Raw genomic sequence first — 26,374 nt, 5'->3', positions numbered from 1 at the left:
ACATCTCACTTGGATGCTTTCAGTACTTTTAGCACACGATTGCGCACATTTTTCTGCTTAATTTTAGCCGCCCATGCGGCTACGCAACATGTAGTAGATCACGCAGCCGGCAACAACTATTCCGCCGCCAAAACGGCGCAAAATAGTATCCGGCAACTGCGCCATACCCAAAATCATCCGCCGCCAGAGACGGGGAAACAACAGCGGTCCCAGCCCTTCGAGTACCAAAACCAGCCCAATCGCCAGCCAAATCGTTGAATTCATAACAACCTCTTTTCGCGCGCTAAGCACAAACGGGGCTAAACCCTTTACATGATCTCTGCCAGAAAACGGCACAAAAAAAGCCCGGAGAATAACCCGGGCTTGATAACGATGTCAGCTAATGACGATCAGCGACGTGGTGCCATACTGCTGTCTGGTGACTTCATGTAGCGGAAGAAGTCACTATCCGGGCTAAGAACCATGACGTCCTGATTATTATTGAAGCTGCTTTCGTACGCGCGCAGGCTACGAACGAAAGCGTAGAAATCAGGATCTTCGCTGAATGCGTTAGCAAACAGTTTCGCCGCTTCGGCATCCCCTTCACCACGAGTGATACGCCCCTGGCGTTCCGCTTCGGCCAGCGTACGGGTCACTTCATAGTCTGCCGTCGCTTTCAGTTTTTCCGCTTCTTCCTGACCTTGCGAACGGTGGCGACGCGCTACCGCTTCACGCTCTGCACGCATACGTTGATAAATAGCGTCAGAGACTTCAGTTGGCAGGTTGATTTGCTTGATACGCACATCGATAACCTGAATACCCAGCGCAGCCATACTGTTAGGGTTGATGTGAGGCTCGTTACTCGTCGTCTCTTTCTCAACGCGTGCCGCAGCAGAAGCAATCGCATTATCGGCCTCGGTCGTTTCCCCCGTACCGGTATTCAGCGCTTCGCGCACGTCAGACATCAGTTGTCCACGCGAGTCGGTCACAATGCCTTTTACATCCAGACGACCAATCTCGGAACGCAGACGGTCACTGAATTTACGTTTCAGCAGGACTTCAGCCTGAGAAATGTCGCCACCGCCCGTAGCCAGATAGTAACGGCTGAAGTCGCTGATACGCCATTTCAGATAGGAATCGACAATCAGGTCTTTCTGCTCTTTAGTAATAAAACGGTCAGCCTGATTTTCCATCGTCTGGATACGTGCATCCAGCATTTTCACTGAGTCGATAAACGGAATCTTGAACTGCAATCCCGGCGCATAAATCAGCGGTTTATTGTCATCATCACGCAATACTTTGCCAAAACGCATCACAATGCCGCGCTGGCCTTCCTGCACCACAAACAGTGACGCATAGACCACCATCAGTACCAGAATCAGGATAAATAGTAAGGGCTTACGCATCGATTATTCTCTCCCTACTCGAGTGAAGTCATCACGCTGCGCATTAGCTCTGCGCTGATCCATGATATTTCCATTGTTGCTACTGCGCGTCTGGTTGCTATTGAGCGCACCGCTGCTGTTATTAGGCAAACGCAGTGGACTCGCGCTGGCACTATTATTGTTTTGCGTATTCTCACCGCCTTGCCCACGCAGCATCTGATCCAATGGCAGCACCATCAGGTTGCTCCCTTTGTCATTGACCAGCACTTTACGGGTTTGGCTCAGCACGCGTTCCATCGTTTCGATATACAGACGCTCACGGGTAATTTCCGGTGCGGCTTTATATTCCGGTAAGACGCGAGCAAAGCGAGCAACTTCACCCTGAGCTTCCAGAACAGTACGGGTTTTATAAGCGCGTGACTCTTCCAGAATACGTTGCGCCTGACCGTTGGCACGCGGCTGCACTTCGTTCGCGTAGGCTTCCGCTTCACGAATATATTGCTGTTCGTTTTCACGCGCGGCAATCGCATCATCAAACGCGGCCTTCACTTCTTCCGGGGGGCGTGCGGTCTGGAAGTTGACGTCCAGCAGCGTAATCCCCATGTTGTACGGACGAACGGTTTCTTCCAGTACGCGCTGGGTATCCGTACGCACAATGGTACGACCTTCAGTCAAAATTTTATCCATCGTGTACTTACCAATCACGCCACGCAGCGCACTGTCAGTCGCCTGACGCAGGCTGTCATCAGCATTGGTGACACTGAATAGATATTGTTCTGGCTGAGTAACTCGGTATTGCACGTTCATTTCAACGCGCACGACGTTTTCATCTGACGTCAGCATCACGCCCGACGTTGCCAGTTCACGCACCGACTCGACGTTCACCGCGCGAACAGAGTCAATGAAGGTCGGTTTCCAGTTAAGACCAGGCCCGACTAAATGGCTGAATTTACCAAAGCGCGTGACGACACCGCGTTCCGCTTCTTTAATGGTATAGAAACCCGTCGCAGCCCAGATGACAACCGCAGCGACGGCAGCGATACCGACGATCCGACCACCCAGTGCCGGGCCGCCAGGATTTCCGCTGTTGTTCGAGCCAGAACCTTTTCCGCCACCCAGTTCGCCGAGTTTTTTGCTCAGTTTACGGAAGATGTCGTCCAGATCCGGCGGCCCCTGATCTCGGCCACCTTTATTATTATTTCCGCCAGAGTTGCCGCCATTATTGCTGCTCCCCCACGGGTCGCGGTCTTGTCCGTTATTACCGGGCTGATTCCACGCCATGTTTTAGCTCCATTCTTTATGATAGGTGTTCTTCAGGTTCAATATCCCAGAGTCCGTTAGACTATTTCGGCCAGCCAGACTGTTTCTGCCAGTCAAATCAGACAATATAGTCCATCAGTTCCTGCTCTTTTTTGCAGAGGCGGCACCAGTCAGCAATCGGCATACGGATAACCAAACCAATTTGCCCATCCTCTTCAATCCATTCTTTTTCTATTGCCTGAAGCTGGTAAAAACGACTACGCAAGCGTCCTGCCTGCGGGGGAAGATGCAAGGTATATTGCGCGATTTCCCCGGAAAGCCGCTCAGTCAATGCCTGAAATAGCAACGGAATACCGTCGCCAGTCTGTGCTGAAAGCCAGACCCGTACCGGTAGATTCTCTTCGTTGCGATCGATACGCGGAACGAAATCATCCAGCATATCAATTTTGTTCATTACCAACAGCGCAGGTATTTCATCCGCCTCAATTTCCGCCAGTACGTCATTGACCGCCTCGATGTTCTCGTCAAGACGAGGATCGGCGGCATCAACAACGTGCAACAACAACGAGGCCTGGCGTGTTTCCTGTAGTGTAGCCTTAAACGCAGCCACCAAATCATGGGGTAACTGCCGGATAAAACCTACGGTATCCGCCAGCACCGTATCTCCGACATCATCCACTTGAATGCGGCGCAATGTTGGATCCAGTGTGGCAAATAACTGATCGGCAGCATAAACACCCGCCGATGTAATCGTGTTAAACAGCGTGGATTTACCCGCATTGGTATAGCCCACCAGCGACACGGTAGGAACATCGGCGCGAACCCGCGACCGTCGCCCCTGTTCACGCTGTTTTTCTACCCGTTCGAGACGCGACAGTATCTGAGTGATACGGTTACGTAATAAACGACGGTCGGTTTCAAGCTGGGTTTCACCCGGGCCACGCAAACCGATCCCGCCTTTCTGGCGTTCAAGGTGCGTCCAGCCGCGAACCAGTCGGGTCGCGAGGTGGCGCAACTGTGCCAGTTCTACCTGTAATTTCCCCTCGTGAGTACGCGCACGTTGGGCAAAAATATCTAAAATCAGTCCGGTACGATCAATCACCCGGCACTCACACAACCGCTCCAGATTACGTTCCTGAGCAGGCGTCAGCGCATGATCAAACAGCACAACAAACGCACCCGTTTCTTTTACTGCCTGAGCAATTTCTTCGGCTTTGCCTTCCCCGACAAAATACTTGGGGTGAGGTGCCTTTCGGCTCCCCGTAACCACCTGCAAAGATTCGATACCCGCAGAAGAAACCAGAGATTCGAACTCCAGCAGATCTTCCGTATCTCTTTCTTGCGAAAAGAAAATATGAACTAATATGGCCCGTTCACCTGATTCATAACGGTCAAACAAGCGAGTAACCTCTCAAACGAGCAAAAAACACCACAGCGAAGGAGCCGAGCAAGGCGTCCAGATCTCCCGCGCCGTGGTGAATTGACAATACGCCTTATTCGGCGTCATCAGCATCCTGCGACTGCTGTGAAGCTGTCGTGTTGTTACCGTGATAATTGTTGCTGCCGCCTGGATTGTTGCTATGGTGAGACACTGGGCGAGAGGGAACAACGGTAGAGATGGCGTGCTTATAAACCATCTGACTGACTGTGTTTTTCAACAAAATCACGAACTGATCGAAAGATTCGATCTGACCTTGCAGCTTAATACCGTTCACCAAATAAATCGAAACCGGAACACGTTCACGACGCAAAGCGTTCAAGAACGGATCTTGCAAAGATTGCCCCTTAGCCATTCTATATTTTCCTTATTTGTATGTTGTTTGTAACAAAGAACCCTGCGGTTCTAAAATAACGGTGTAAAAACTTGCACGCTGAGACTCACCGATTGTACACAATCACCCAACCTATGCACTAACAAAGCTGTGCACGAACGACTTGTATCACCTTGTCGAGTGCTTCAGTCGGTTTTTCGCTATCCAGCCAGCAGACATCATCCCAACCGCGTAGCCAGGTCATTTGCCGCTTCGCTAACTGACGCGTCGCGCAAATTCCCCGATAAACCATGTCATCGTAATCAATTTCACCGGATAAATATGACCACATCTGGCGATAACCAACGCAACGAATAGAGGGCATATCCGTATGAAGGTCGCGCCGGGCAAACAATAACCGGGCTTCTGTCTCAAAATCCGCCGCCAACATCTGGTGAAAACGCTGTTCAATTCGCTGATGCAACAATTCACGCGTCGCCGGGGCGATAGCAAACTGATGAACCTGATAAGGCAGCGCGTCGCCAGACGTTTTTGTCAGTTCAGTTAAAGTGTTACCTGAAACGAAAAAAACTTCCAGTGCTCGCGAGAGTCTCTGCGGATCATTTGGATGAATCCGAATTGCCGCAACGGGATCAATCTCGCTAAGCTGTCGATGCATCGCTTCCCAGCCGATGTCTTTTGCCTGTTCTTCAATGCGTTGACGCACAGCAGCATCGGCTGAAGGCAGAGGAGAAAGCCCCTCCAGCAGTGCCTTAAAATACAGCATCGTCCCCCCTACCAGCAGGGGAATACGCCCGGCAGCAGTAATGTCTGCCATCTCACGTAGCGCATCGCGGCGAAAATCGGCCGCAGAATAAGATTCAGCCGGATCGAGAATGTCGATTAACCGATGCGGCGCCTGCGCTAGCTCTTCCGCACTGGGCTTCGCCGTCCCGATATCCATCCCTTTATAGATGAGGGCGGAATCCACGCTAATCAACTCTACGGGCAAATATTCTCGTAACGCCATCGCCAATGCCGTTTTTCCTGACGCCGTCGGCCCCATGATAAAAATGGCGGGCGGCAACGACACGTTTTCTACATCATTCATGCTGTAAAGCCTGGATGGCATCATGGATGTCCATCATATATAAAAGTTCAGACGGCGGCGCTTTCGCCAGTTGCGGGCAAAGCCGCTCAACATCCGCCAGTAATTGTATGGCCTGAGAATGGTTCCAGTGTTCCTGATCGCTCTGCAATCGCGTCGCCATCCACGACGCCAACGCGCCGGGTTCCACCTGCTGTGTCTCAACCGTCTGATAATCGGCCAGATAGCCTATCAGTTCGGAGATCAAGTTTTGTAAATTTTGTTGGCGCAATGGTAAAGGTACGGCACGCAACGTGGCACGCTGTGACTCCACCAAGACATCAATACCAAAACGCGCTAGCAAAGCGTGATGGGTCAACAAAATGTTTAGTTCAGATTTACTCAGCGTCAGGCGCTGGGGAATCAGTAACGGTTGCGCCCGTAATCCCTCTTCCGTCGGAGTCAGTTGTACCGCTTTCAGATAACGTTCAGCGACGCAGAGCGATAACATCGCTAACCCCTTATGGAACTCCAACAGCGCGTAGCACGGTGGATACACCGCCAATACCCGACCAAAACCATTCGATTGGCTTTCCAGCGGTGACTCAGCCAACGGGCGTGGCTGAGTAGTCCGATTCGGGGATACATCATGCAATGCCGTGGGTGGCACAGCCACATCCGACACAGTAGCGATATTCGGTGACACAGGAACCCGTTCGCCCGACGGCGGGGTTGTATCGGGTACGTTATCCGTCGGTTGCAGCAACGCCTTATACAGATCGCCCTGCTTTTTCTGATACGGATTCTCCGGCTGATAGCCGGAATACGCAGATTCCCGCGCCTGACCAGTACGCGGCGCGTTACCACTATTGCTGGTACGTGAGGGTTGGGCAAAATGGTTTTCCCCTGCGGCCGGACGATTTTCCTGCTGCCATTGCACGGATTTCCCGGTTTCCGGCTCCGACATCCCCAGCCCCGGCGCAGATGCCTGTTGCAAAACGGTCATCACGGCCTGATAGATAAAATCATGTACCAACCGCGCCTGATGAAACCGCACCTCATGTTTGGCAGGATGTACATTCACATCAACCTGATGCGGATCGATTTCCAAATACAAGACATAGGCGGGCTGCTGCTCGTCGCTAAGCTGGTCCTGATAAGCCTGACGGATCGCATGATTAATCAGCCGGTCGCGCATCATACGCTGATTCACATAGCAGTACTGCATATCGGGTAACTGTTTCGCGCCAACCGGATCGGCCACCCAGCCATGGATGGTGAGATCGCCGTGCTGCCATGACACCGCGAGCGCATGCTGTAAGAATGTCGTACCGCAAATGCTGCTCAAGCGACGCTCATATTGGCTTTTATCCGGTGCCGCACGATACTGCCGCATCAGCTTACCGTTATGATGCAGCGTAATGGCGACATCGAAACGCGCCAACGCGATGCGGCGCACCACCTCATCAATATGAGTGAATTCGGTTTTTTCCGTGCGCATAAATTTACGGCGGGCGGGGGTGTTATAAAACAGATCCAGCACTTCCAGCGTGGTGCCGACAGGATGGGCGGCAGGCTTGACCGTCACCGCCATATCGCGCCCTTCGGCGTAAGCCTGCCAGGCCTCGGATTGTTCGGCAGTGCGTGATGTCAGGGTTAAACGGGAAACGGAACTGATACTCGCCAGCGCTTCGCCGCGAAACCCCATACTGACGATGGCTTCCAGATCGTCAAGCGTGGCGATTTTACTGGTCGCATGACGCGCCAGCGCCAGCGTGAGTTCATCCTTGCCGATGCCAGACCCATTGTCACGAATGCGGATCAGCTTCGCGCCGCCGCGTTCAATATCGATATCAATCCGGGTCGCGCCTGCATCCAGACTGTTTTCCACCAGCTCTTTCACGACCGAAGCTGGGCGTTCAACCACTTCTCCGGCGGCGATCTGGTTAGCCAACTGCGGGGGCAGCACCTGAATCGGCATGGCGTATCCCTCTTGCTATCCTCAATCTATCGACATCATCAGCATGAAACATCAAGCGGATGGAATAATCAGCGTTTGCCCCAGTTGTACCGTACCGGAACGCATATTATTCGCCTGCTGAATCTCTTTCATACTGACACCGTAACGCGTAGCAATCGCACTCAGGCTATCACCCTTTACGACCTTATGCTTCACCGGTGCTGCCTTTTTGGGCACAGGCGTTGATGCTGTTTGCTTCACGCCTGTCGCGGGAATATTCAACCGTTGCCCCACCCAGACGATATCCTTGTTCAGCTTATTCACCTCACGCATGGCTGCGAGACTGACGCCATAACGTCTGGCAATGGAGGAAAGCGTTTCTCCACGTTCAACCGTATGACGCGAGCTACCGGCACTCGCTTTCGCACCGGTGATGTTACGGCCGGGAGCTTCTCTATCACTTGCCGCCGACTGTTGTGGGCGGTTTTCCTGCTTTGGGAGGGGATTTTTGGGAACAGATTGCATCGGGTGCGTCTGGAAATAGCTTCTCAATCCCTGATAAATCGCATTGGCGAGTTTTTCCTGATAGTCGTCACTCCCCAATAACCGTTCTTCTGAAACATTAGTGATAAACCCGGTTTCCACCAGCAGAGAAGGAATATCTGGCGAGCGCAAGACGCCCAGACTGGCGTGTTCAGGGCGGCGCTTATGCAACCCGCCGACGCGCTGTAGCTCACGCAGCACCTTAGTCGCTACGTCATACCCGACGCGCTGGGAATGACCAAACTGTAAATCCAGCACCGCCTGACTGAGGTAAGGATCCGCGCTGCTGTTCGCCAGCAGATCGCCTGCGCCGCCTAACAGCTCAGACTGTTTCTCATGCTGCTCCAGCCAGTTTGCCATTTCGCTGTTCGCACGGCGGTTGGACAGTACCCAAACCGACGCCCCTTTGGCATTGCGGTTCGGCGCGGCATCCGCATGAATCGACACTAACAGGTTCGCGCCCTGTTTACGCGCCACATCCGAACGCCCCATAACGGAGATAAAGTAGTCGCCATCGCGCGTCAGCACACCTTTAAAGGCCGGATCGCTATTCAGCAAGACCTGTAGCTTGCGGGCGATAGAAATGGTGACATTTTTCTCGCGTAATCCGTTCGTGCCAATGGCGCCGGGATCCTGCCCCCCGTGGCCGGCATCAATCGCCACAACAATCCGCTCATTACTCTGTCGTGCCGGAACTTGGCTAGTATTCACAGCAACCGCGGGTTTGTTAGTAAACGGATTCTTCGCGGGTTCTACCGGTGCACGATTTTGTTGACGTGACGCCGGAGGCGCTGAGACCTGTACCGCTTTCGCCTGATCGCCAGTGATAGTGAAGACAACAACGTAACCCGATCCTTCTTTTTGCGTCACCGCTCGCGTTTTAGCCGCCTGAGTCAAATCCAGTACCAAACGCAGACTTTGTGCGTCTTGCGCATTGCTGGTGCGCACACGTTTAATCAGATTTTGCCCGCTAAAATCCAGCGGCAGCCCCTGAATGACGCCAGTCTGCCGAATATCGATCACGACTCTGGCGGGGTTGCTGAGCGGGAAAAAAGCATAAATAGGCTGGCCGCTAAAGCTCAAGCGCACCGTCGCCTGACCTGACGCATTATCCACCTTGATGTCTGACAGATTGGCTGCCCACGCCGTGCCTGCCAGCAACAACCATACACCGATGAACAGCTTAACCATACGATTCATCATGATTCTGTTGTTCCTGGCTGAAGAGAAAAACGTTGTAACATTGCGTCTCCCGTCGCAGAGACTGCGAGTAGCTCCGCCTGTCGTCCCTGATCCTGATAGCGCAAGTGCAGTTCAATATCCGCATTCGGTAACACGCCGTCGCCCTGTTGCGGCCATTCAATCAGACAGATGGCATCCTGCGTCAGGTAATCGCGGATCCCCATAAACTCCAACTCTTCCGGGTCGGCCAGTCGATAGAGATCAAAGTGGTAAACCGCCAGTGGCGATAACGCATAAGGCTCGACCAGCGTATAAGTGGGGCTTTTGACATTGCCCTGATGGCCGCGTGCCTGTAGGAACCCACGACTAAACGTCGTTTTCCCTGCGCCGAGATCGCCATACAGGTGAATGACACAAGCACCGTCGCAGGCTTGCGCCAGCGCCGTGCCTAAAGAGATAGTCGCTGCCTCATCGGGCAGAAGTAAGGCTATTTTTTTCATTCTATTGTTCTAAAAAACATCAGTTCTAAAAACATCGGCTATAAATACATTCGCTCGGGATTAACATACCGGAACAATACGGGTAGTAAATCGGTTGCCAGCATACCGCGAGTGCCGCGTCGCGTCGCCAACCAATCAGCCGCCGCACCGTGTACGACACATCCTGCACAGGCCGCATCATACAGCGAGAGCTTTTGCGCCAGCAAACCGCCGACAATACCTGACAGCACATCCCCCATGCCACCGGTCGCCATACCGGGATTTCCCACATCAGCAATGGCAGTCTCGCCTCGCTCATTGGCAATCACCGTTCCCGCACCTTTTAAGACGACCACACCGCCATAGCGTTTTACCAGCCTTGTGGCCGCAAGTAAGCGATCGCTTTCGATATCAGCAACGCGGCAATTCAGTAAACGTGCCGCTTCACCGGGATGAGGTGTCAGCACGCGATTCTGCCGCTTATGCGGGTTGATTGCCAGCAGGTTAAGTGCATCCGCATCCCATAACATGGGTTTGTTACAATTTTCTGCCAGACGCAAGGCACTTTTACCCCAGTCATCCTGCCCTAAACCGGGTCCAATCACCACAACATCGGCCCACTCCAGCCCCTGTCGCAGCGTATCTGCCGTCAGTTCCTGTACCATTAACTCAGGCCGCGCCGTCAGAAAGGCGGATTGATACTGTTTGTGAGTAAGTACTCGCACTAATCCAGCACCACTGTGTAATGCTGCATCAGCCGCCATCACTACCGCGCCACCTAAACCCGCATTGCCACCGACTACCAGCAGCCTGCCGTTATCCCCTTTGTGCTGCCCAGCCGTACGGGGCAACAACCATGTGGAAAGCTGCGCCACAGTCAGGCGTCGTATCGGTGCCGTTTGGTCGTCTAGCCAGGTTTGCAGCCCCAGCGAGTGATAATGTAGTTTTCCAACCTGCTCACGGGCACGGCCTGTCAGCAGCCCCGGTTTGAGCGCGATAAACGTCACCGTCTGCGCCGCACCAATCGCGACGCCAGCACAGGCCCCCGTTTCAGCCTGTAAGCCGGAGGGAATATCCAATGATACGATGGGAGCGGGATAGGCATTCGCCTGCGTAATTAACGCCGCATAGGATGCACGCGGTGCAGCAGACAGTCCCGTTCCCAGTAACCCATCCACAATCAGTTCGATCCCATCCGGCCACGCGGTCTCCATATCCTGCACATGAATGTCGTGAACCTGGCCACCCTGCTCCAGCCAGCGCAGTCGAGCCAGACGAGCCTCATCGGGCAGCGATTTGTCGCTGGTGCAGGCTATCACATCCACATCAATCCCTGCCGCCAGCGCCAAACTGGCCACCACATACCCATCGCCGCCGTTATTGCCGTGCCCGGCTAACACCCGCCAGCGCCGAGCCGAGGGATAGCATTGGCGCGCCACCTGAAATGCGGCTTCTCCCGCACGCTGCATCAGTTCCCACAGCGAAAGCCCCGACTCATTAGCGGCTCTGGCTTCTTCACGGCGCACCCACTCGGCGTGAAACACCGCATCCGGCAATTCATCCCCTCGCTTCCGAACGTAACCCGTCATGATGTGCTCTTGTTTTTCATTACAATGACTTAAAATTAGCAAGCAACCTAAACCACCGCCAGCATTCTATGCCTCCCGGTAGGCATCGGCTCTGCGGCACGAATATGGTAATATCAACACGTCTTGTTTATTTCTGTGGCCCATCATGTCATACCCCTACGATCTCAATGAATTAGCGCAACATATCAAACAATGGGGACAGGCATTGGGGTTCCAGCAGGTCGGTATCTGCGATACCGATTTGTCCACAGAAGAGCCTCGGCTTCAGGCCTGGCTGGATAAGCAATACCACGGGGAAATGGACTGGATGGCGCGCCACGGTATGCTGCGAGCGCGTCCACACGAATTGTTGCCCGGTACGCTGCGTGTCATCAGTGTGCGTATGAACTATTTGCCCGCCAAGGCTGCCTTCGCCAGTACGTTAAAGAATCCACAGCTCGGCTATGTTAGCCGTTATGCGCTGGGCCGTGACTACCATAAGCTATTGCGCCAGCGTCTGAAAAAACTCGGCGAGCAGATTCAGGCATACTGCGGTGAGTTGAATTTTCGCCCCTTCGTCGATTCCGCACCGATTATGGAGCGTCCTTTGGCTGCGAAAGCCGGACTTGGCTGGGTTGGCAAACATTCACTCATTCTGAACAGAGAGGCGGGTTCCTGGTTCTTTCTTGGTGAACTGTTGATCGATTTACCTCTGCCTGTCGATCAACCACAGGAGGAACAGTGTGGCCGATGTGTCGCCTGCATGACCACCTGCCCCACAGGCGCGATCGTTGCCCCGTATACTGTCGATGCCCGCCGCTGCATTTCCTACCTAACCATTGAATTGGAAGGGGCGATCCCTGAAGAATTCCGTCCACTCATGGGCAATCGCATCTATGGCTGCGATGACTGTCAGCTTATTTGTCCATGGAATCGGTTTTCACAGCTTACCGACGAGGCGGATTTCAGCCCACGCGCCGCTCTGCATACGCCAGAGCTGGTGGCGCTATTCGGCTGGAATGAAGAGAAATTTCTGCGGATCACGGAAGGGTCGCCGATAAGGCGCATCGGTCATCTCCGCTGGCTACGCAATATTGCCGTCGCGCTGGGAAATGCCCCTTATCAGGATAGCATCGTACTCGCACTGCAAGCCCGTCTGGGTGACAGCGAACTGTTGGATGAACATATCCACTGGGCGATTCGTCAGCAGTTGGAACGTCGAGCGTCACTGGAAATTGACGTCCAATCCACTCAGAAAAAACGACTTATTCGTGCAGTAGAGAAAGGATTACCGCGCGATGCATGAGCCGTTCAAACGGTTGTCATCGGTTTGTCGCACACGCTGTGGATAAATAAAAAAACCGTTGCCAATCAACTGTCACAAAAAGTACAAGCGATCGTTATAACATTTTATAACTAAATTTTATGAATAAATATCAATAAGATACCATGGCGTCTTTTATCAATCACATAGCATGATTAATAAATCGCCAACAAACAATCTGTGGATAAGTCTGTTAAAAAGAATATGACGTTTTGTATTAACTGATAAAAAATGATGTGGATTGAGGTAATGTTAGCGCTCGTAATACGGTGCGTTGTAGATAGTAAAAACGGGCAATAGCACAGAGCGGCCAGCATTATGGATTTGTTATCGCCACTTGGCAAGGGCTGAGATCCAATTTTTACGATCGAAAACAAAAAACGCAGCGATGTCTCTTTTTATGAGAGATCGCTGCGTGGAAAGTTAAGCTCATCGCCAGAGCAACAAAGGGGGAAATCATCGATTTTCCCCCACAGGTTAATGCTATGCGCGGGTTCTGATCAGGTAATCAAACGCACTCAATGATGCTTTTGCGCCTTCCCCTGTCGCGATAATGATCTGCTTGTACGGCACCGTCGTACAGTCGCCGGCAGCAAAGACGCCTTTCACGCTGGTTTCACACTTGGCATCAATCTCAATTTCACCGATGCGGTTTCTGGCAACCGTGCCTTCCAGCCAGTGCGTGTTAGGCAGCAGGCCAATCTGTACAAAGATCCCTTCCAGCGCTAAATCGTGCAGCGTATCGGTCATGCGATCTTTGTAGCTCAGCCCCGTCACCTTCTGTCCATCGCCTTTCACTTCCGTGGTTTGCGCATTCAGAATGATGTCAACGTTTGGCAGACTACGGACTTTATCCTGCAATACGGAATCCGCTTTCAGCTCTGGTGCAAATTCCAGCAGCGTCACATGTTTCACCACGCCAGCCAGATCGATAGCCGCTTCCACACCAGAGTTCCCGCCGCCAATCACCGCGACGCTCTTGCCTTTGAACAGCGGGCCATCACAGTGCGGGCAGTACGTGACGCCGCGCGTACGGTATTGATCTTCACCGGGGACATTCATGTTTCTCCAGCGTGCGCCCGTCGCGATGATCACGCTACGTGCTTTCAGCGTCGCGCCGGATACGGTAATGATCTGATGCGGTTTACCCGGTTCGCCGCCAGGAATTAAGGCTTCTGCACTCTGTGCGTCGATGACATCCACATCATAGTCATCAACATGGCTCTTCAGCGCCGTCGCCAGTTTGGCGCCTTCTGTTTTCGGCACGGAAATGTAGTTTTCGATATCGACGGTATCCAATACCTGGCCGCCAAAGCGTTCGCCGACCAAGCCAGTACGAATACCTTTGCGCGCAGAATAGACTGCTGCGGCTGCTCCCGCCGGGCCGCTACCGATGATTAACACATCATAGACGTCACGCTGATTCAGCTTCTCAACCTGTTTAGCGCCCGCGCCAGTATCGATTTTCGTCACAATCTCCGCAAGGCTGGTTCGCCCCTGACTGAAATGCTCACCATTCAGGAAAACGGTAGGAACGCCCATGACATTACGGCTTTGGATCTCATCCTGAAACACGCCGCCGTCAATCGCGGTATGAGTGATATTCGGATTCAACACCGCCATTAAATTCAGCGCCTGCACCACATCCGGGCAGTTATGGCAGGACAATGAGTAATAGGTCTCAAAATGGAAGGAACCATCAAGATGGCGGATTTGATCGAGTAATTCTTTTGCTTCTTTCGACGGGTGACCGCCCACCTGCAATAGCGCCAGAATTAAGGAAGTAAATTCATGTCCCATCGGCGCACCGGCAAAACGCGGGCCACTTTGGGAATCTGGGTTGGTAATCAGGAATGACGGTTTGCGTACTGACAGGCTGTTATTCTCAATAACACTGACCCGATCGGACAGCTCAGCAATTTCCGTCAGCAACGTTCTGACTTCCGCGGATTTCGCAGAGTCATCCAGAGTCGCAATCAACTCAACAGGTTTGGTTAATTTTTCCAGATAGGCTTTCAACTGGACTTTCATCGTATTGTCGAGCATGGGTCATCCCTTAATTAGGCAAGTGGGTACAAAGGTAGAAATCGAACAAGATGCGGCACGGTCGCGAAAAGTGCGAACCACAAAAAATCGGGTGCAAGGCACCCGACAAAACATTGCTGTTTTTCCTGGTGTTAGCTTAGATTTTACCAACCAGATCCAAAGACGGTGCCAGCGTAGCCTCGCCCTCTTTCCACTTGGCTGGGCATACTTCGCCCGGATGAGAAGCAACGTATTGAGCCGCTTTAACTTTACGCAGCAGATCGGAAGCATCGCGACCAATCCCTTCTGCCGTGATTTCCACAGCCTGGATGATGCCCTGTGGGTCAACGATAAACGTACCACGGTCAGCCAGACCTTCTGCTTCACGCATGTTTTCAAAGTTACGTGTCAGTTGGCCCGTTGGGTCACCGATCATGGTGTATTTGATTTTGCCAATGGTTTCAGAGCTGCTGTGCCACGCTTTGTGCGTGAAATGGGTGTCGGTAGACACAGAGTAGATTTCCACGCCACGCTGTTGGAATTCGTCGTAGTAGTCAGCAACATCACCCAGTTCGGTCGGGCAGACAAACGTAAAGTCAGCCGGATAGAAGAAGAATACGCTCCATTTTCCTTCGATATTCTTCTCCGTTACTTCGATGAATTGACCGTCTTTGAACGCCATGTTTTTGAATGGTTTAACTTGGGTATTGATTACTGACATCACTTTATCCTCATGTGTTTTCGTATGTGGCTAAAGTACAGAAATGTGATCGTTATCACCAATCTGTTATCTTTATCGAATCAATAAGCAATACCTAACGTAATGCGCAATCAGGGATACGAGATCTCCATATCGGTGCCACCGATTCTGATTGTCTTGAAACGCGGCTCAACGGCCTCAATTTTTCCGTCCGTTACCGACGCGATCAACTGTTCCATACTCATCGTGCCATATATGCTGGCCGCAATTTGCCATTGTCCTTTGTCATCACGGACGAGGATCTTTCCACCACTCCCCCAACCCGATTTAGGGAAAATGAGCACTTCATTATGACCGTCACTGGTCAAGTCAATCGCGAAAAGCAGACAAGTCGCTTCCCTGCATTGATTACCCAGATTATCTCCTTGCAACAGGCCTTCAATACCTTCTTCTGATGGCCCCACCCATTCGCTCTGAACAGGACGAATTTTAACGGATTTCCCCTGCAACAGTTCACGCAATGCCTGCCGTCCTGCGGTATCCAGTATTCGATCTTGCGCCAGTTCTTCAACCAGCCAAACCCATTGTTGCCTACCCGCTCTCCCCAGTTCATCGCGTAGCACCCACAGATCAAACGTATCGATTGGCGTCTTTCCGCTAAGCAGGCGCTGAACCTGATTTCTTGCGCTGAATGCCTCTGGGTTCAACACCGGAGTATGTAACAACACCATCAGAATACAGGTGAAAACCGCGAGCAGCGGATTACTCATCCGTAGAGGCTTTAACCAGACACCAGAGCGACGAATAACGGCCCACAGCATAGCCAGGCTGTAAAGCATGACGACCGCTATCACGAAGATCGCCTGAAACCGGAAAGGCATCAGGCCGTATTGTTCAATACGCAGCCAACTGGAATATCCCGCCAATCCCACAAGAATCGGCAAACAGGGCACACTCGCACTGACCAACCCACGGAACACCGCAGGATAAGGTCGTGCATCGTTATCGTCCTGAGATGCGCAATTAATCAAAAAGATATTCACGCCAACCAGACATAATAAAATGGCCGTGGAATGCCCCGTCCTCCATATCGGTGCCAGGCCGCTAAAAGGCAGCGTTAAGACGAAAAGCAGCGTGATCAGCGCACTGAGCGGCAAGAGGAAACGACAGGCCGATAGCAGGATCCCACGCAACAACCCGACAACAATTTCTTTCGTCATTCCGATATAGATGCCAATAGAAAACACTATCGGCAGAAGTAGCATGTAGAACCGATGATGATCGAGAACTTTACCCACCTGCGGGAACCCCAGCATGCTGAACAACATACCGCACAGTACGAGCAACAACACGACGACTAAAACGAAGAGCCATGCTAATAGCACGGTAAAAATATTGATCCAGGCATGTTTACAGAGAGAGTCATAAGACGGCCATCGCCCTTCACGGCTCGGCCAACTGCTAATGAAAGTACAGCAGATATACCCAAGGAGAATGCTACACAATATCCAGGAAGGGGGCAGCGAGGATTTCCCATTATCGTAGAGAAGCCAACCGCTGACTGCCGTTATCATCGCCGTCAACGCGCCACACCACACGCCTACTTTTTTCAAAAAGTGAGAACATTTCTGCAATTGCAGACTGATGCCGCCAACCGCCGCCATCACGATCAACAACGTCTGAAACATGCCCTCTTTCATTTCCAAAGCGGTGACAAATAAAAGTCCCTGAAGCAGACCAATAACCAGATAAAACTTTAACGATAGGGCGTTGGCGGTAGGCATGGTAAATCCTTTTATTAATACAAATACATGAAGGAATTGTTCGACGGAACACGATTGATATTGTCAGTTTGATCCATTCTGTACCATGATATCTTCCAAGATAGGAACCATTAATGGGTGAAAATTCAGGGAGTCACCACGCTTTCTGACTTGTCACGCACCTCAACGAAATTAAGGCAGGTTAGTGTGGATCGTTTCAATCACCCAGCACTTCGTCGCGCTTTTACGTCTCTGGCCTTTTGCCTATTGACGTTTAACGTCCATGCCCAAACTCACGATCCGCTATTGACGTTGTCCTCTCATGATACTCCCCCTTCTGCATCCGCCGACAGCCAGGCGCGTGGAATTTTGATCGCCGTCGATCAAGCCACGCTGTCCAGCGATCTGGCTGGACGTATTGTGGAACTCCCGTTTAGAGAAGGGGAGTCTTTCAAGAAAGGCGATCTATTGGTGCGGTTTGACTGTTCGATTTATCAGGCTCAACTGGCGGCTGCTCAGGCCGCCATGCGCGCCGCAGAAGCAGAGTTAAGCCAAAATCAGCAACTGGCACAAATGAAATCCGTGGGAAGACACGCAGTATCATTATCCGCCGCGCGCTTTGCGCAGTCTCAGGCAGAAAGCCAGGTCTATCAGATCCAGGTCAATCGCTGCCGACTGCTGGCACCGTTCGACGGGCAAGTCGTCAAACGGCGAGCCCAGACACACGAGAGTGTCGGTCTTGGTGCGCCAATACTCGACATTGTTAATAATCGCCATTTAGAGATCAACCTACTCGTACCATCGCGACTCCTGTCAGTATTAAAACCTGGGTTAAGCTTTACGTTTACGCCAGATGAAACCGGTAAACCGCTACAGGCTAGCGTATCCCGATTAGGCGCACGTATTGATGAAAGCAGCCAAACGCTAAGCCTGACTGGCGTTATCGAAAGCAAAGACAACAGCCTGATGGCCGGTATGAGCGGCACAGCACACTTTCCGGAGAAACTGTGAGTACACAGCCTCAACCTTCTTCCGAGCGTATCTTTGCCCATTTTTTGGATATTGAGCGTCAGGCACGATCGGCTCACAACATCGAAGAGTTGGCCTATTGCATTGTTAACGATGCTCAGGAATTGTTCGGGTTTCGCCATGCCGCACTCGTGATTAACGGTAAAGTGCGTGCTGTAACGGGTGTAACACAACCCGCACCGCACGCTCCCTTTGTCGCCTTTGTTGAACGAGCCAGTGCACAGTTGCAGAGCAACCAACAGCATGAACAGTGCGCGGTAGTGGCGGCAATGTCGCTGGATCAGCAAAGCCGCAGTGACTGGCAGGCGCTATCGGCCCCCGAGGTGCTGTGGTCGCCGCTGAAAGATCGCCAGGGAGACACGTTTGGTGGCATCTGGTATGCCAGAGAATCCATCTGGCAACATGCCGATCAATTACTAATAGCGCAGCTTGCACATGCATATAGCCATGCCTGGTTGGCGATGGAGCCACAGCGCTCATGGCAACGCACACGTTGGCGGTGGAAGTTGGCGATCCCTTGCCTACTCGCGTTCGCCTGCTTGTTTATACCCGTTCGTCAGTCCGTACTTGCCCCTGCCGAAGTGATTCCATATAACGGCCGGGTGGTCACCGCCCCTCTGGATGGTGTCGTTGAAGCATTCGCTGTTCAGCCAAATCAACGCGTGCGAAAAGGCGATCTTCTGGTGCGCTTCGACGCTACCACACTGAAGGCGCAGGCAGACGTAGCTGAAAGAGCACTGAACGTAGCCGAAGCAGAGCACCGAGCCAATTCACAACGTGCGTTTCAGGATGCCGATTCCAAAGCAAGACTGGATTTACTTGCGGCGCAAACGGCACAAAAACGTACTGAATATGAGTACGCCAATGCCTTGTTGAGCCGCACTGAAATTCGTGCCGATCGTGACGGTATCGCGGTGTTTGCCGACGCTGAACGCTGGACAGGCAAACCCGTACGCACTGGGGAACGTTTGATGGAGATGGCCGATCCGTCATCAGTCGCGCTGCGTATTGAGCTGGATGTTGGCGACGCCATCCATCTGGAACCCGATGCGCCAATCACGCTCTTTCTGGACAGCGATCCAATGACGCCACATGCGGCGGTGCTGGAACGCATCGCTTATGAATCGGAGCAAACCCCCGCCGGTAATCTGGCCTATCGTCTGGATGCACGCTTTACCGGAGAACCTCCGCGAATCGGATTACGCGGAACCGCCAAGGTATCCGGCGAGTATGTACCACTAGCGATCTACCTGTTTCGTCGTCCACTTGCTGCAATACGCCAATCGGTGGGGTTATGAGCGAGTTTTTACCCACACTAAGAACCGACCTACAGTTGACAGAATCTGCGGCAGGCCTGGATGGCGCGCCGCAATGGGTATTGGTCGATCCGGTCACCGGGCGCTATTTTAAACTCGTGCCATCGGCAATACGCTTGTTGCGACACTGGCCGCTGCGCCACCCCAAACAGGTGCTGGAAGCCGCCAATAGGGAGCCAGGCCTGCCGTTGCAGGTTAAAGATCTAGAGATGCTACTGCACTTTTTACGCAGCCATGACCTGATCGCCGCCAACGATCCAAAGCAACGTCACAGCTATGCCGTTAAAGCGCTGGCATCTCGTGTCAGTCTGTGGAAAACACTGCTGCATCAGTACCTGTTTTTCCGTATCCCGCTATGGCGCCCAGATCCTTGGCTTAGTCACACTTGGCCATGGCTGGCACGCTACGGTCTGCCTTTTCTACGCATCGCGCTCCCAATCATCCTGTTACTGGGCGCTTTTCTGGTCAGCCGAGATTGGGTCAGCTATACCCATGCCTTTCCTCATCTTTTCAGCCTACAGGGGATGGCAGCATTCGGTGTTGCACTCGTCTTCGCCAAATTCGTGCACGAACTGGGTCACGCCTTTATGGCCAAGCGGGCAGGTTGCCGGGTGCAAAATATGGGCGTGGCATTTATCGTGTTGTTTCCCCTGTTTTATACCGATGTTACCGATGCCTGGAAATTGAAAGACCGGAGAGCGCTATTGCTGATCAGTGCTGGCGGTATTCTGGCTGAATTGATGCTGGCCTGCATCGCCCTGTTAGCCTGGTCACTGTTGCCCGACGGCCCCATGCGAACCGCCGCATTTATGCTCTCTAGCGTGACCTGGGTCACGACGCTGATCGTTAACCTCAATCCCTTAATGCGCTTTGACGGCTACTTTCTGCTGAGTGATTTCTGGCGGGTGGAGAACCTACAGGAACGCGCCTACACTCTGTGCCGCTGGCGACTGCGTGAGGCGTTATTTGGCTATGGTCGCGCGGCACCACAGGTTTGGTCACCCGCCATGCAACGCAAGCTGCTGATATGGGGATATGCCTCGTGGGTATGGCGCTTTTTTCTCTTTTTCGGTATCGCACTGGTGGTGTATCACTTTTTTATCAAGGTTGTCGGTATTGCACTGATGTTGGTGGAAATCGGCTGGTTTATTGTGCTGCCGATCGTTAAAGAGATACATATCTGGTGGTCCATGCGAAAAACGGCTCATCCTTTAAAGTTGCTACGTTCAGGCTTAATACTGGCGGCCATACTGCTGCTCTTGCTGTTTCCCTGGCGCGGCAACATGCGTATTCCTGCCGTACTGGAAGCAGAAAACGTCGGTGTACTCTATGCGCCCCTTTCCGCACAGGTCAAAACGCTGCATGTGATTGACGGCCAGCGAGTCAAGACGGGTGAGGTTTTACTGGAATTAACGTCATCCGATCTGGATTACCGCCTGGCGATTGAACGTCAGCAAATCGCGATACTGCAACAACGGTTGCTGCGCGGCGCAACACGTCAGGAAACCGCCAGTGAAATTCAGGTCATCGACCGTCAACTGGCACAATCGCTGGCTCGCTATCGAGGGCTGTCAGCACAGCGACAACGATTGTCCATTACCGCCCCGCATGACGGTGAAGTGAGAGATATTGTACGCAGTATGACCGAAGGCCGCTGGTTGGTCACGGATATGCCTCTACTCCGCGTGGTGGAGCAAGGCGCAGGGAAAGTACAAGGCTACCTACCGGAAGATGCGCTCAAACGGGCAAAAACGGGCATGACGGGTCAGTTTATTGCTGACGACCCCGCCTATCCCCCTCTTACGGTGGAACTCAAAGAGATTGCTCCAACCGGTGTAGCCTACCTGCAACAAGAAATGCTGGCCTCCGATCGCCACGGGCCTATCGCGGTACGCCGCGACCGGGACAATCATCCCCAACCGATACAAGCGCAGTATCGCGTCCGTTTTGTCATACAGGACAAGCAGGCCTTGCCGCCCCAACCTCTTCGGGGCAGCGTGATACTCGAAGGAGAAAGAGAATCTCTACTCGGGGCGTTATGGCGCAAAGTGGCTGCACTGGGTATTAGAGAGAGTGGATTTTAGCCAGTTTATTCATCAGCATATATGCCTGCTTTCTGGTATCTGGAGCAGGCCATACCCCACATTGAAAAAGTGCCGTACATTTCATAAACAATAAAATTCTCTAATGTTGAATAAGATCACTTGCCTGTCTATTGCACTGGCAACATTTCACATCTCCGCAACAAATAAATCATTCACTGACTTTAGTTACGCTGATAAAACGCAAATTTCACAGCATCTCCATCATTTCTTTAACTCAAATAAGAAAAACTTTGATTAGTAAAATTTAAAATAATCAAAAAGTTAAAAAATAAACTTTTTTTCTTTTCAGCCAATGCAAAAGCTTGTTGCCAGTTTGATTTTTATGTGTAATTTTGTTCCTGGTGTTTACATAAAATTACAATTTGATAAGCAAGCGAAGTAAGGCGTCTCAAGATCGTGCATAAAAATCATCAGATACATTTCACACAATGTGGAGTTCCCCTCATTCCAAGGAGAAGATGTTTATGAAATGCGTTCAACGTCTGTTTGCCAAATCAGCTATTGCTGCTGTGTTGGGTGTCGGTTTTTTCCTGCCACAATCTGCACTTGCCTGCAGCGAACCAAGTAGCCAATACATTGGCAGCGTGTGTTACATGGCTACCAAATATTGTCCTGAAGGTTACATAATTGCAGATGGTCGCACACTAAATACAAACAGTAACCAGGCGCTTTATTCGTTGATTGGCAACCTATATGGCGGCACCGCGCCCTCGACGTTCGCCTTACCAAACCTACAGGGCCGAACAGTTGTTGGCTCAGGTACGTTTAACAGCACAGCATACCCCGTTGCGAAAACGGTTGGTCAGGAAATTGCAGTCGGAACCGGTAGCAGTTCGGTGACACTGACTGCTCCACAGATCCCCCCGCATACTCATCCGGCAACATTTTCGTTGAACGCTGCCAGCACCTCAGTATCCCTTCCGCTGAGCGGCAGTATCACCAATCTGCCGTTTAATGCCGCAGCCAGCCTCAGTGTGACTGGGATTGCAAAAATTGGCTCGTCAACCACGACTGGCAGAAACATCAACCTGACTGACAAAGCGTTATTAACTTCTGTCGGCGGTCCAAGTGCATTAATCTACGCACCCGCTGGTGCAACCAATGACAGGCAGCTAGGACCGGATGGCAGTGTAACCGGCACCGCCACGGGCAATATCAGCAGCACCGCAAGTGGCGGCCAGTTAGCAGGGAATGCAACGGGCCCGCTGACTTTGCCAGTGACGGGTTCGGTCAGCGTAAACGCGAATGTCACGCAGCCTGCGCCAGTGGTGACTCCTGTGTCGGTAGCAGTACAGGTTAGGGATCCATCATTAGTACTTACCGCGTGTATTGCCACCCAAGGTCTTTATCCTGTCAACCCTAACTGATTGCCATAACTGACTGATAGTAAAATGGGTTTCACCGTTACGTATGGTGGCGTAGTTTCGTCGCCATACGCCAAAAAGAAGAACAAAATGTAAAAAACAATTATTTATACAAAAAGGCAATAAATTTAACGCTTGTACCTATGTTTTAATCATCTACTGTCACTTAATTAACACTATTTGTTTGTTTAAAAAGACTTTTTCTTGGTGGCAAGAGTAAATATCGCAATGTGTTCTGTGTCTCGAGGGTATTGTCTATGTTATGGCTCCATCTGTTCAGAAATCGTCACCCATCAAACAAGCAACATAATACCGTCCCGCATGCTGTAACGCTGACGAGCAATACTCCATTAGGGTATGCGCTTGAGGCGCGCATGTTGTTTGATGGAGCCATTGCGGCCACTGCGGATCAAACGACGACCACACAGGATAGCGCGGCTCAAACTGCCACAGCCGCCAGCCACACAGAAAACAGCACGCACCAAACCGATACTTCTAGTGATAACGCCGCCGATGACACCACTGTGGCGGTAGCAAGCGATCCGACTACATCGTCCAAAGACGTGGTTTTCATCGATACCTCGGTAGCCGATTATCAGACACTGCTCAATCAAGTGCCCTCAGGAACAGAAGTGGTACTGTTAGATAGCAGCGCAGACGGCCTGAGCCAAATGACGGAGTGGGCGAAGACGCACAGCGGCTATGACACCATCCATATCATCAGTCATGGTTCAGAAGGCCGTCTCCATCTGGGGGCTATCACGCTGGACTCCGATAATGTGGCGTCACGCCAAAGCGATTTGAGCACGCTCGGCGCTGCATTAACCGAAAATGGCGACATTCTGCTTTACGGATGCTCGGTGGCATCAGGTGAGGGAATGAGTTTTATCAATGCTATCGCTACCGCAACGGGAGCAGATGTGGCCGCATCCAGCGACCTGACAGGCGATACGGTTAAAGGCGGAAACTGGACACTGGAACAACGCGTCGGTTCAGATGCGATACAGGCTGACGCACTGGCGTTCAGCGATTATAACCAGTTGCTGACGCTCGTCTCCTTTGACTCGAATGACTTTAGCAGCAACGCTGCGACCTACACCAAACCGGTCACTGGCATCGATATTACCTTTAGTGGGGTCGATGGATATTCGTTTGCCAATAACCTCGGCAGCAACTATAACGTCTTCCCAGATAGTGGGAGCAATTCTACCGGTGACGGCACCAGGCTGACCATCGCCATTGCGTCGGGCTATACCTTCGACTTGACCAGCTTCAGCTACCGTACTTCTCTTGAAGACACCATTACGCTGACCTTTACCTATGCTAATAATACAACGGTCACTGGAACACTGACGGCCACAGCAAATGCGGATATAACCCTTAGCAATTTTTCCGTCTTTCTCGATGCCTCAAACAATGCGTTGTCAGCTTCAGCCAACGATGTCATCAAGGTAGTGATCGCCTCCGTCAACGGCTTTGGCGCCTTTGACTTCGGCACCAATAATTTCGATATTTCTGACGTTAAAGCCATTGTCCCATCGGTCAACAATGCGCCGATCATCAGCAACACAACGGTGAGCAAAACATTCAATGAGGATACCTCTCAGACATTCTCCGCGACGGATTTTGGTTTTAGTGATGTGGACAGCGGCGACACGCTGCAATCCATCACTATCGTGGCTGCACCGACAGCGGGTGAACTGTTTATCGATGTGAATGGTGACGGCGTGCGTGGCGTAGGGGATACGCTGATCGGCAATGGTACGGTGGTCACCGCGGCTAATATCGACAAACTGACCTTCCGTCCTGCCGATAACGCTAACGGCGCGGGCTACGCCGCCTTCACCTGGACGGTCAGCGATGGCACCGCGTCGTCCGCCAACGTGGGCACCATGACGCTCAACGTGACGGCGGTGAACGATGCACCAACCGATATTACGCTCTCTGCCACCGCCTTTGCGCAATCACTCGGCAGCAACGGCACTGTCGCCACCCTGACAGCGACCGATGTGGATTCCTCGGCGTTTACCTACAGTCTGGTGAGTGGCAGCGGCAGTACCGATAACGCGCTGTTCACCATTAGTGGCAACACGCTGAAAGCGGTCAATGCTGCAACCATGGCAGCCGGGACCTATTCCGTGCGTCTCCAGGTGTCTGACGGTGCCGCCACCTATGACAAAGTAGTGTCGTTGGTGGTGGTGGATGATATCGCCCCTACGTTTGACCAGTCACCTAGCGTGTCCAACGCCACCGCGGGCGGTTTTAAGCTGAGTGGCAGCCTCACTGAAACTGGCAATGTGTATTATGTGGTGGTGGCTGACGGTGCCAGTGCTCCAACCGCGACGCAAGTGATCGCCGGGCAAAATGCCGCTGGTGGCGTTGCCCCTGCTTCGGGCAATCAGGTGCTGGGTTCTTCTCCATTCGACTTTAACTTTACCTTGACCGGCCTTGCCGCCAGTACTGCGTATGATGTGTACGTGGTGGCCAGGGACAGTGCAGGTAACAATACGATCAGTGTGGTCAAGGTTGATGCCACGACAACCTCAACCGCCAATACCCCGCCGACATTCAGCAACCTGAACGGCGGATCCACCTATACCGAAAATGGCAGTGCCGTGGTGATAGACAGCAATGTCACGGTCGCCGATGTTGAGCTTGATACGCTCAATAGCGGGCTTGGTAACTATAATGGCGCATCAATTACCCTCGTTCGCAACGGTGGTACCAACAGCAATGATATATTTGGCAACAGCGGCTTACTGGGAGCGCTGACGCAGGGGCAAAATTTCACGTACAACGGTACAGCGGTAGGCAGCGTCACCACCAATGCAAACGGAACGTTGGTGCTGACGTTCAACAGCAACGCGACCTCGGCTATTGTCGATGCCGTGATGCAATCCCTAACCTATGCGAACAGTTCCGACAATCCGCCGTCCAGTGTCACCCTGAACTGGACCTTTAATGACGGTTCGATGAACAGTGTCAGCAGTAACCAGTCAGTATCCACTATTATTCCGGTCAACGATGCACCCGTGGTCTCCGGCACCACCGTTACGCTGACCGCCACAACGGAGAACGCCGTCTCACCGACCACTGCGGTGTCGTCGTTGTTGAGTGCTACAGGTTATGCAGATGTGGACGGCGGTGCCGTTAGTGGGATCGCGCTGACGGCGTTGACCGGTAACGGGACGTGGCAATACTCGACGAACAGCGGTGCCGACTGGTTTAGCATCGGTGCAGTATCCAATTCGTCGGCGTTGCTGCTCAGTTCAACGACACAGATTCGCTATGTGCCGGACGGCGCTAACAGCGAAACCGCAACGTTAGGTTTCAGAGCGTGGGATCAAACCAGTGGCACAGCGACGTCTGGTGCGACCAGAGGGCTAGCGGATACCTCAACGACTGGAGGCACCAGCGCGTTTTCCACCAACAGTGTCCAGGCTACACTGGCGGTGAGTAACATCAACGATGCGCCCGTGATCTCCGGCACCGTTCCGCCACAGACGCTGGCACAGGGCGGCAGCCTGAACTTTGCGCTACCGTCGGGGCTGTTT

The 26,374-nt window shown here is 52.4% G+C and carries 19 protein-coding genes; 6 read left to right on the top strand and 13 right to left on the bottom strand.

The window, feature by feature from the left end; all coding sequences use genetic code 11:
• Positions 1-63: 63 nt before the first annotated feature.
• The 10 genes from OI69_RS15295 to nnr form a co-directional block, all read right to left on the bottom strand.
• On the bottom strand, positions 64-264 hold the full coding sequence (locus OI69_RS15295) for a DUF2065 domain-containing protein (protein WP_039352234.1): 201 nt from the start codon (positions 262-264) through the stop codon (positions 64-66).
• A 125-nt stretch (positions 265-389) separates the two neighbouring features.
• Positions 390-1,385, bottom strand: coding sequence for a protease modulator HflC (gene hflC / locus OI69_RS15290; RefSeq protein WP_039352231.1), 996 nt, complete (start codon positions 1,383-1,385; stop codon positions 390-392).
• 3 nt (positions 1,386-1,388) lie between these two features.
• Positions 1,389-2,645, bottom strand: coding sequence for an FtsH protease activity modulator HflK (hflK, locus tag OI69_RS15285; protein ID WP_039352228.1), 1,257 nt, complete (start codon positions 2,643-2,645; stop codon positions 1,389-1,391).
• 97 nt (positions 2,646-2,742) lie between these two features.
• Positions 2,743-4,023: a ribosome rescue GTPase HflX gene (gene hflX, locus OI69_RS15280; RefSeq protein WP_039352226.1), complete on the bottom strand. Its 1,281-nt coding sequence runs from the start codon at positions 4,021-4,023 to the stop codon at positions 2,743-2,745.
• Between the two features lie 94 nt (positions 4,024-4,117).
• Positions 4,118-4,417, bottom strand: coding sequence for an RNA chaperone Hfq (gene hfq / locus OI69_RS15275; protein WP_039352223.1), 300 nt, complete (start codon positions 4,415-4,417; stop codon positions 4,118-4,120).
• 118 nt (positions 4,418-4,535) lie between these two features.
• Positions 4,536-5,486, bottom strand: coding sequence for a tRNA (adenosine(37)-N6)-dimethylallyltransferase MiaA (gene miaA / locus OI69_RS15270; protein ID WP_039352219.1), 951 nt, complete (start codon positions 5,484-5,486; stop codon positions 4,536-4,538).
• A complete protein-coding gene (mutL, locus tag OI69_RS15265) occupies positions 5,479-7,443 on the bottom strand; it encodes a DNA mismatch repair endonuclease MutL (RefSeq protein ID WP_039352216.1) in 1,965 nt (654 codons plus the stop codon). The genes miaA and mutL overlap by 8 nt, the downstream gene beginning before the upstream one ends.
• Positions 7,444-7,494: 51 nt before the next feature.
• Positions 7,495-9,168 carry an N-acetylmuramoyl-L-alanine amidase AmiB gene (amiB, locus tag OI69_RS15260; RefSeq protein WP_039352213.1) on the bottom strand — a complete coding sequence of 558 codons (1,674 nt, stop codon included), beginning with the start codon at positions 9,166-9,168 and terminating at the stop codon, positions 7,495-7,497.
• Complete coding sequence (gene tsaE, locus OI69_RS15255; RefSeq protein WP_039352210.1) at positions 9,165-9,647, bottom strand: tRNA (adenosine(37)-N6)-threonylcarbamoyltransferase complex ATPase subunit type 1 TsaE; 483 nt, start codon at positions 9,645-9,647, stop codon at positions 9,165-9,167. Before tsaE ends, amiB begins: the two co-directional genes overlap by 4 nt.
• A 38-nt stretch (positions 9,648-9,685) precedes the next feature.
• A complete protein-coding gene (gene nnr / locus OI69_RS15250; protein WP_167335191.1) occupies positions 9,686-11,215 on the bottom strand; it encodes a bifunctional ADP-dependent NAD(P)H-hydrate dehydratase/NAD(P)H-hydrate epimerase in 1,530 nt (509 codons plus the stop codon).
• Between the two features lie 145 nt (positions 11,216-11,360).
• On the opposite strand from nnr, the gene queG reads away from it, so the two are divergent.
• Positions 11,361-12,500, top strand: coding sequence for a tRNA epoxyqueuosine(34) reductase QueG (gene queG / locus OI69_RS15245; protein ID WP_039352207.1), 1,140 nt, complete (start codon positions 11,361-11,363; stop codon positions 12,498-12,500).
• 501 nt (positions 12,501-13,001) lie between these two features.
• Here queG and ahpF read toward each other — a convergent pair.
• From ahpF to OI69_RS15230, 3 genes are all read right to left on the bottom strand, one after another.
• The gene (ahpF, locus tag OI69_RS15240; protein WP_039352204.1) at positions 13,002-14,564 is read right to left on the bottom strand and encodes an alkyl hydroperoxide reductase subunit F; all 1,563 of its coding nucleotides are present in this window, start codon (positions 14,562-14,564) and stop codon (positions 13,002-13,004) included.
• A 136-nt stretch (positions 14,565-14,700) separates the two neighbouring features.
• Entirely contained in the window at positions 14,701-15,264 is a 564-nt protein-coding gene (gene ahpC / locus OI69_RS15235) for an alkyl hydroperoxide reductase subunit C (protein ID WP_010287114.1), read from the bottom strand.
• 110 nt (positions 15,265-15,374) lie between these two features.
• On the bottom strand, positions 15,375-17,027 hold the full coding sequence (locus tag OI69_RS15230; protein ID WP_039352201.1) for a DUF4153 domain-containing protein: 1,653 nt from the start codon (positions 17,025-17,027) through the stop codon (positions 15,375-15,377).
• 186 nt (positions 17,028-17,213) lie between these two features.
• Between OI69_RS15230 and OI69_RS15225 the strand changes: the two genes are divergently transcribed.
• The 5 genes from OI69_RS15225 to OI69_RS15205 form a co-directional block, all read left to right on the top strand.
• The gene (locus tag OI69_RS15225) at positions 17,214-18,017 is read left to right on the top strand and encodes an efflux RND transporter periplasmic adaptor subunit (RefSeq protein WP_039352199.1); all 804 of its coding nucleotides are present in this window, start codon (positions 17,214-17,216) and stop codon (positions 18,015-18,017) included.
• A complete protein-coding gene (locus OI69_RS15220) occupies positions 18,014-19,333 on the top strand; it encodes an efflux RND transporter periplasmic adaptor subunit (RefSeq protein WP_039352196.1) in 1,320 nt (439 codons plus the stop codon). The genes OI69_RS15225 and OI69_RS15220 overlap by 4 nt, the downstream gene beginning before the upstream one ends.
• The gene (locus OI69_RS15215; protein WP_039352194.1) at positions 19,330-21,435 is read left to right on the top strand and encodes an HlyD family efflux transporter periplasmic adaptor subunit; all 2,106 of its coding nucleotides are present in this window, start codon (positions 19,330-19,332) and stop codon (positions 21,433-21,435) included. Before OI69_RS15220 ends, OI69_RS15215 begins: the two co-directional genes overlap by 4 nt.
• A gap of 485 nt (positions 21,436-21,920) precedes the next feature.
• Positions 21,921-22,823: a phage tail protein gene (locus OI69_RS15210; protein WP_039352191.1), complete on the top strand. Its 903-nt coding sequence runs from the start codon at positions 21,921-21,923 to the stop codon at positions 22,821-22,823.
• Between the two features lie 254 nt (positions 22,824-23,077).
• The coding region (locus tag OI69_RS15205; RefSeq protein WP_154715566.1) for a DUF4347 domain-containing protein at positions 23,078-26,374 on the top strand (3,297 nt) is incomplete at its 3' end.

The organism is Pectobacterium fontis, assembly GCF_000803215.1.
Taxonomy (GTDB): domain Bacteria; phylum Pseudomonadota; class Gammaproteobacteria; order Enterobacterales; family Enterobacteriaceae; genus Pectobacterium; species Pectobacterium fontis.
This window is presented reverse-complemented; position numbering and strand designations above follow the sequence as displayed.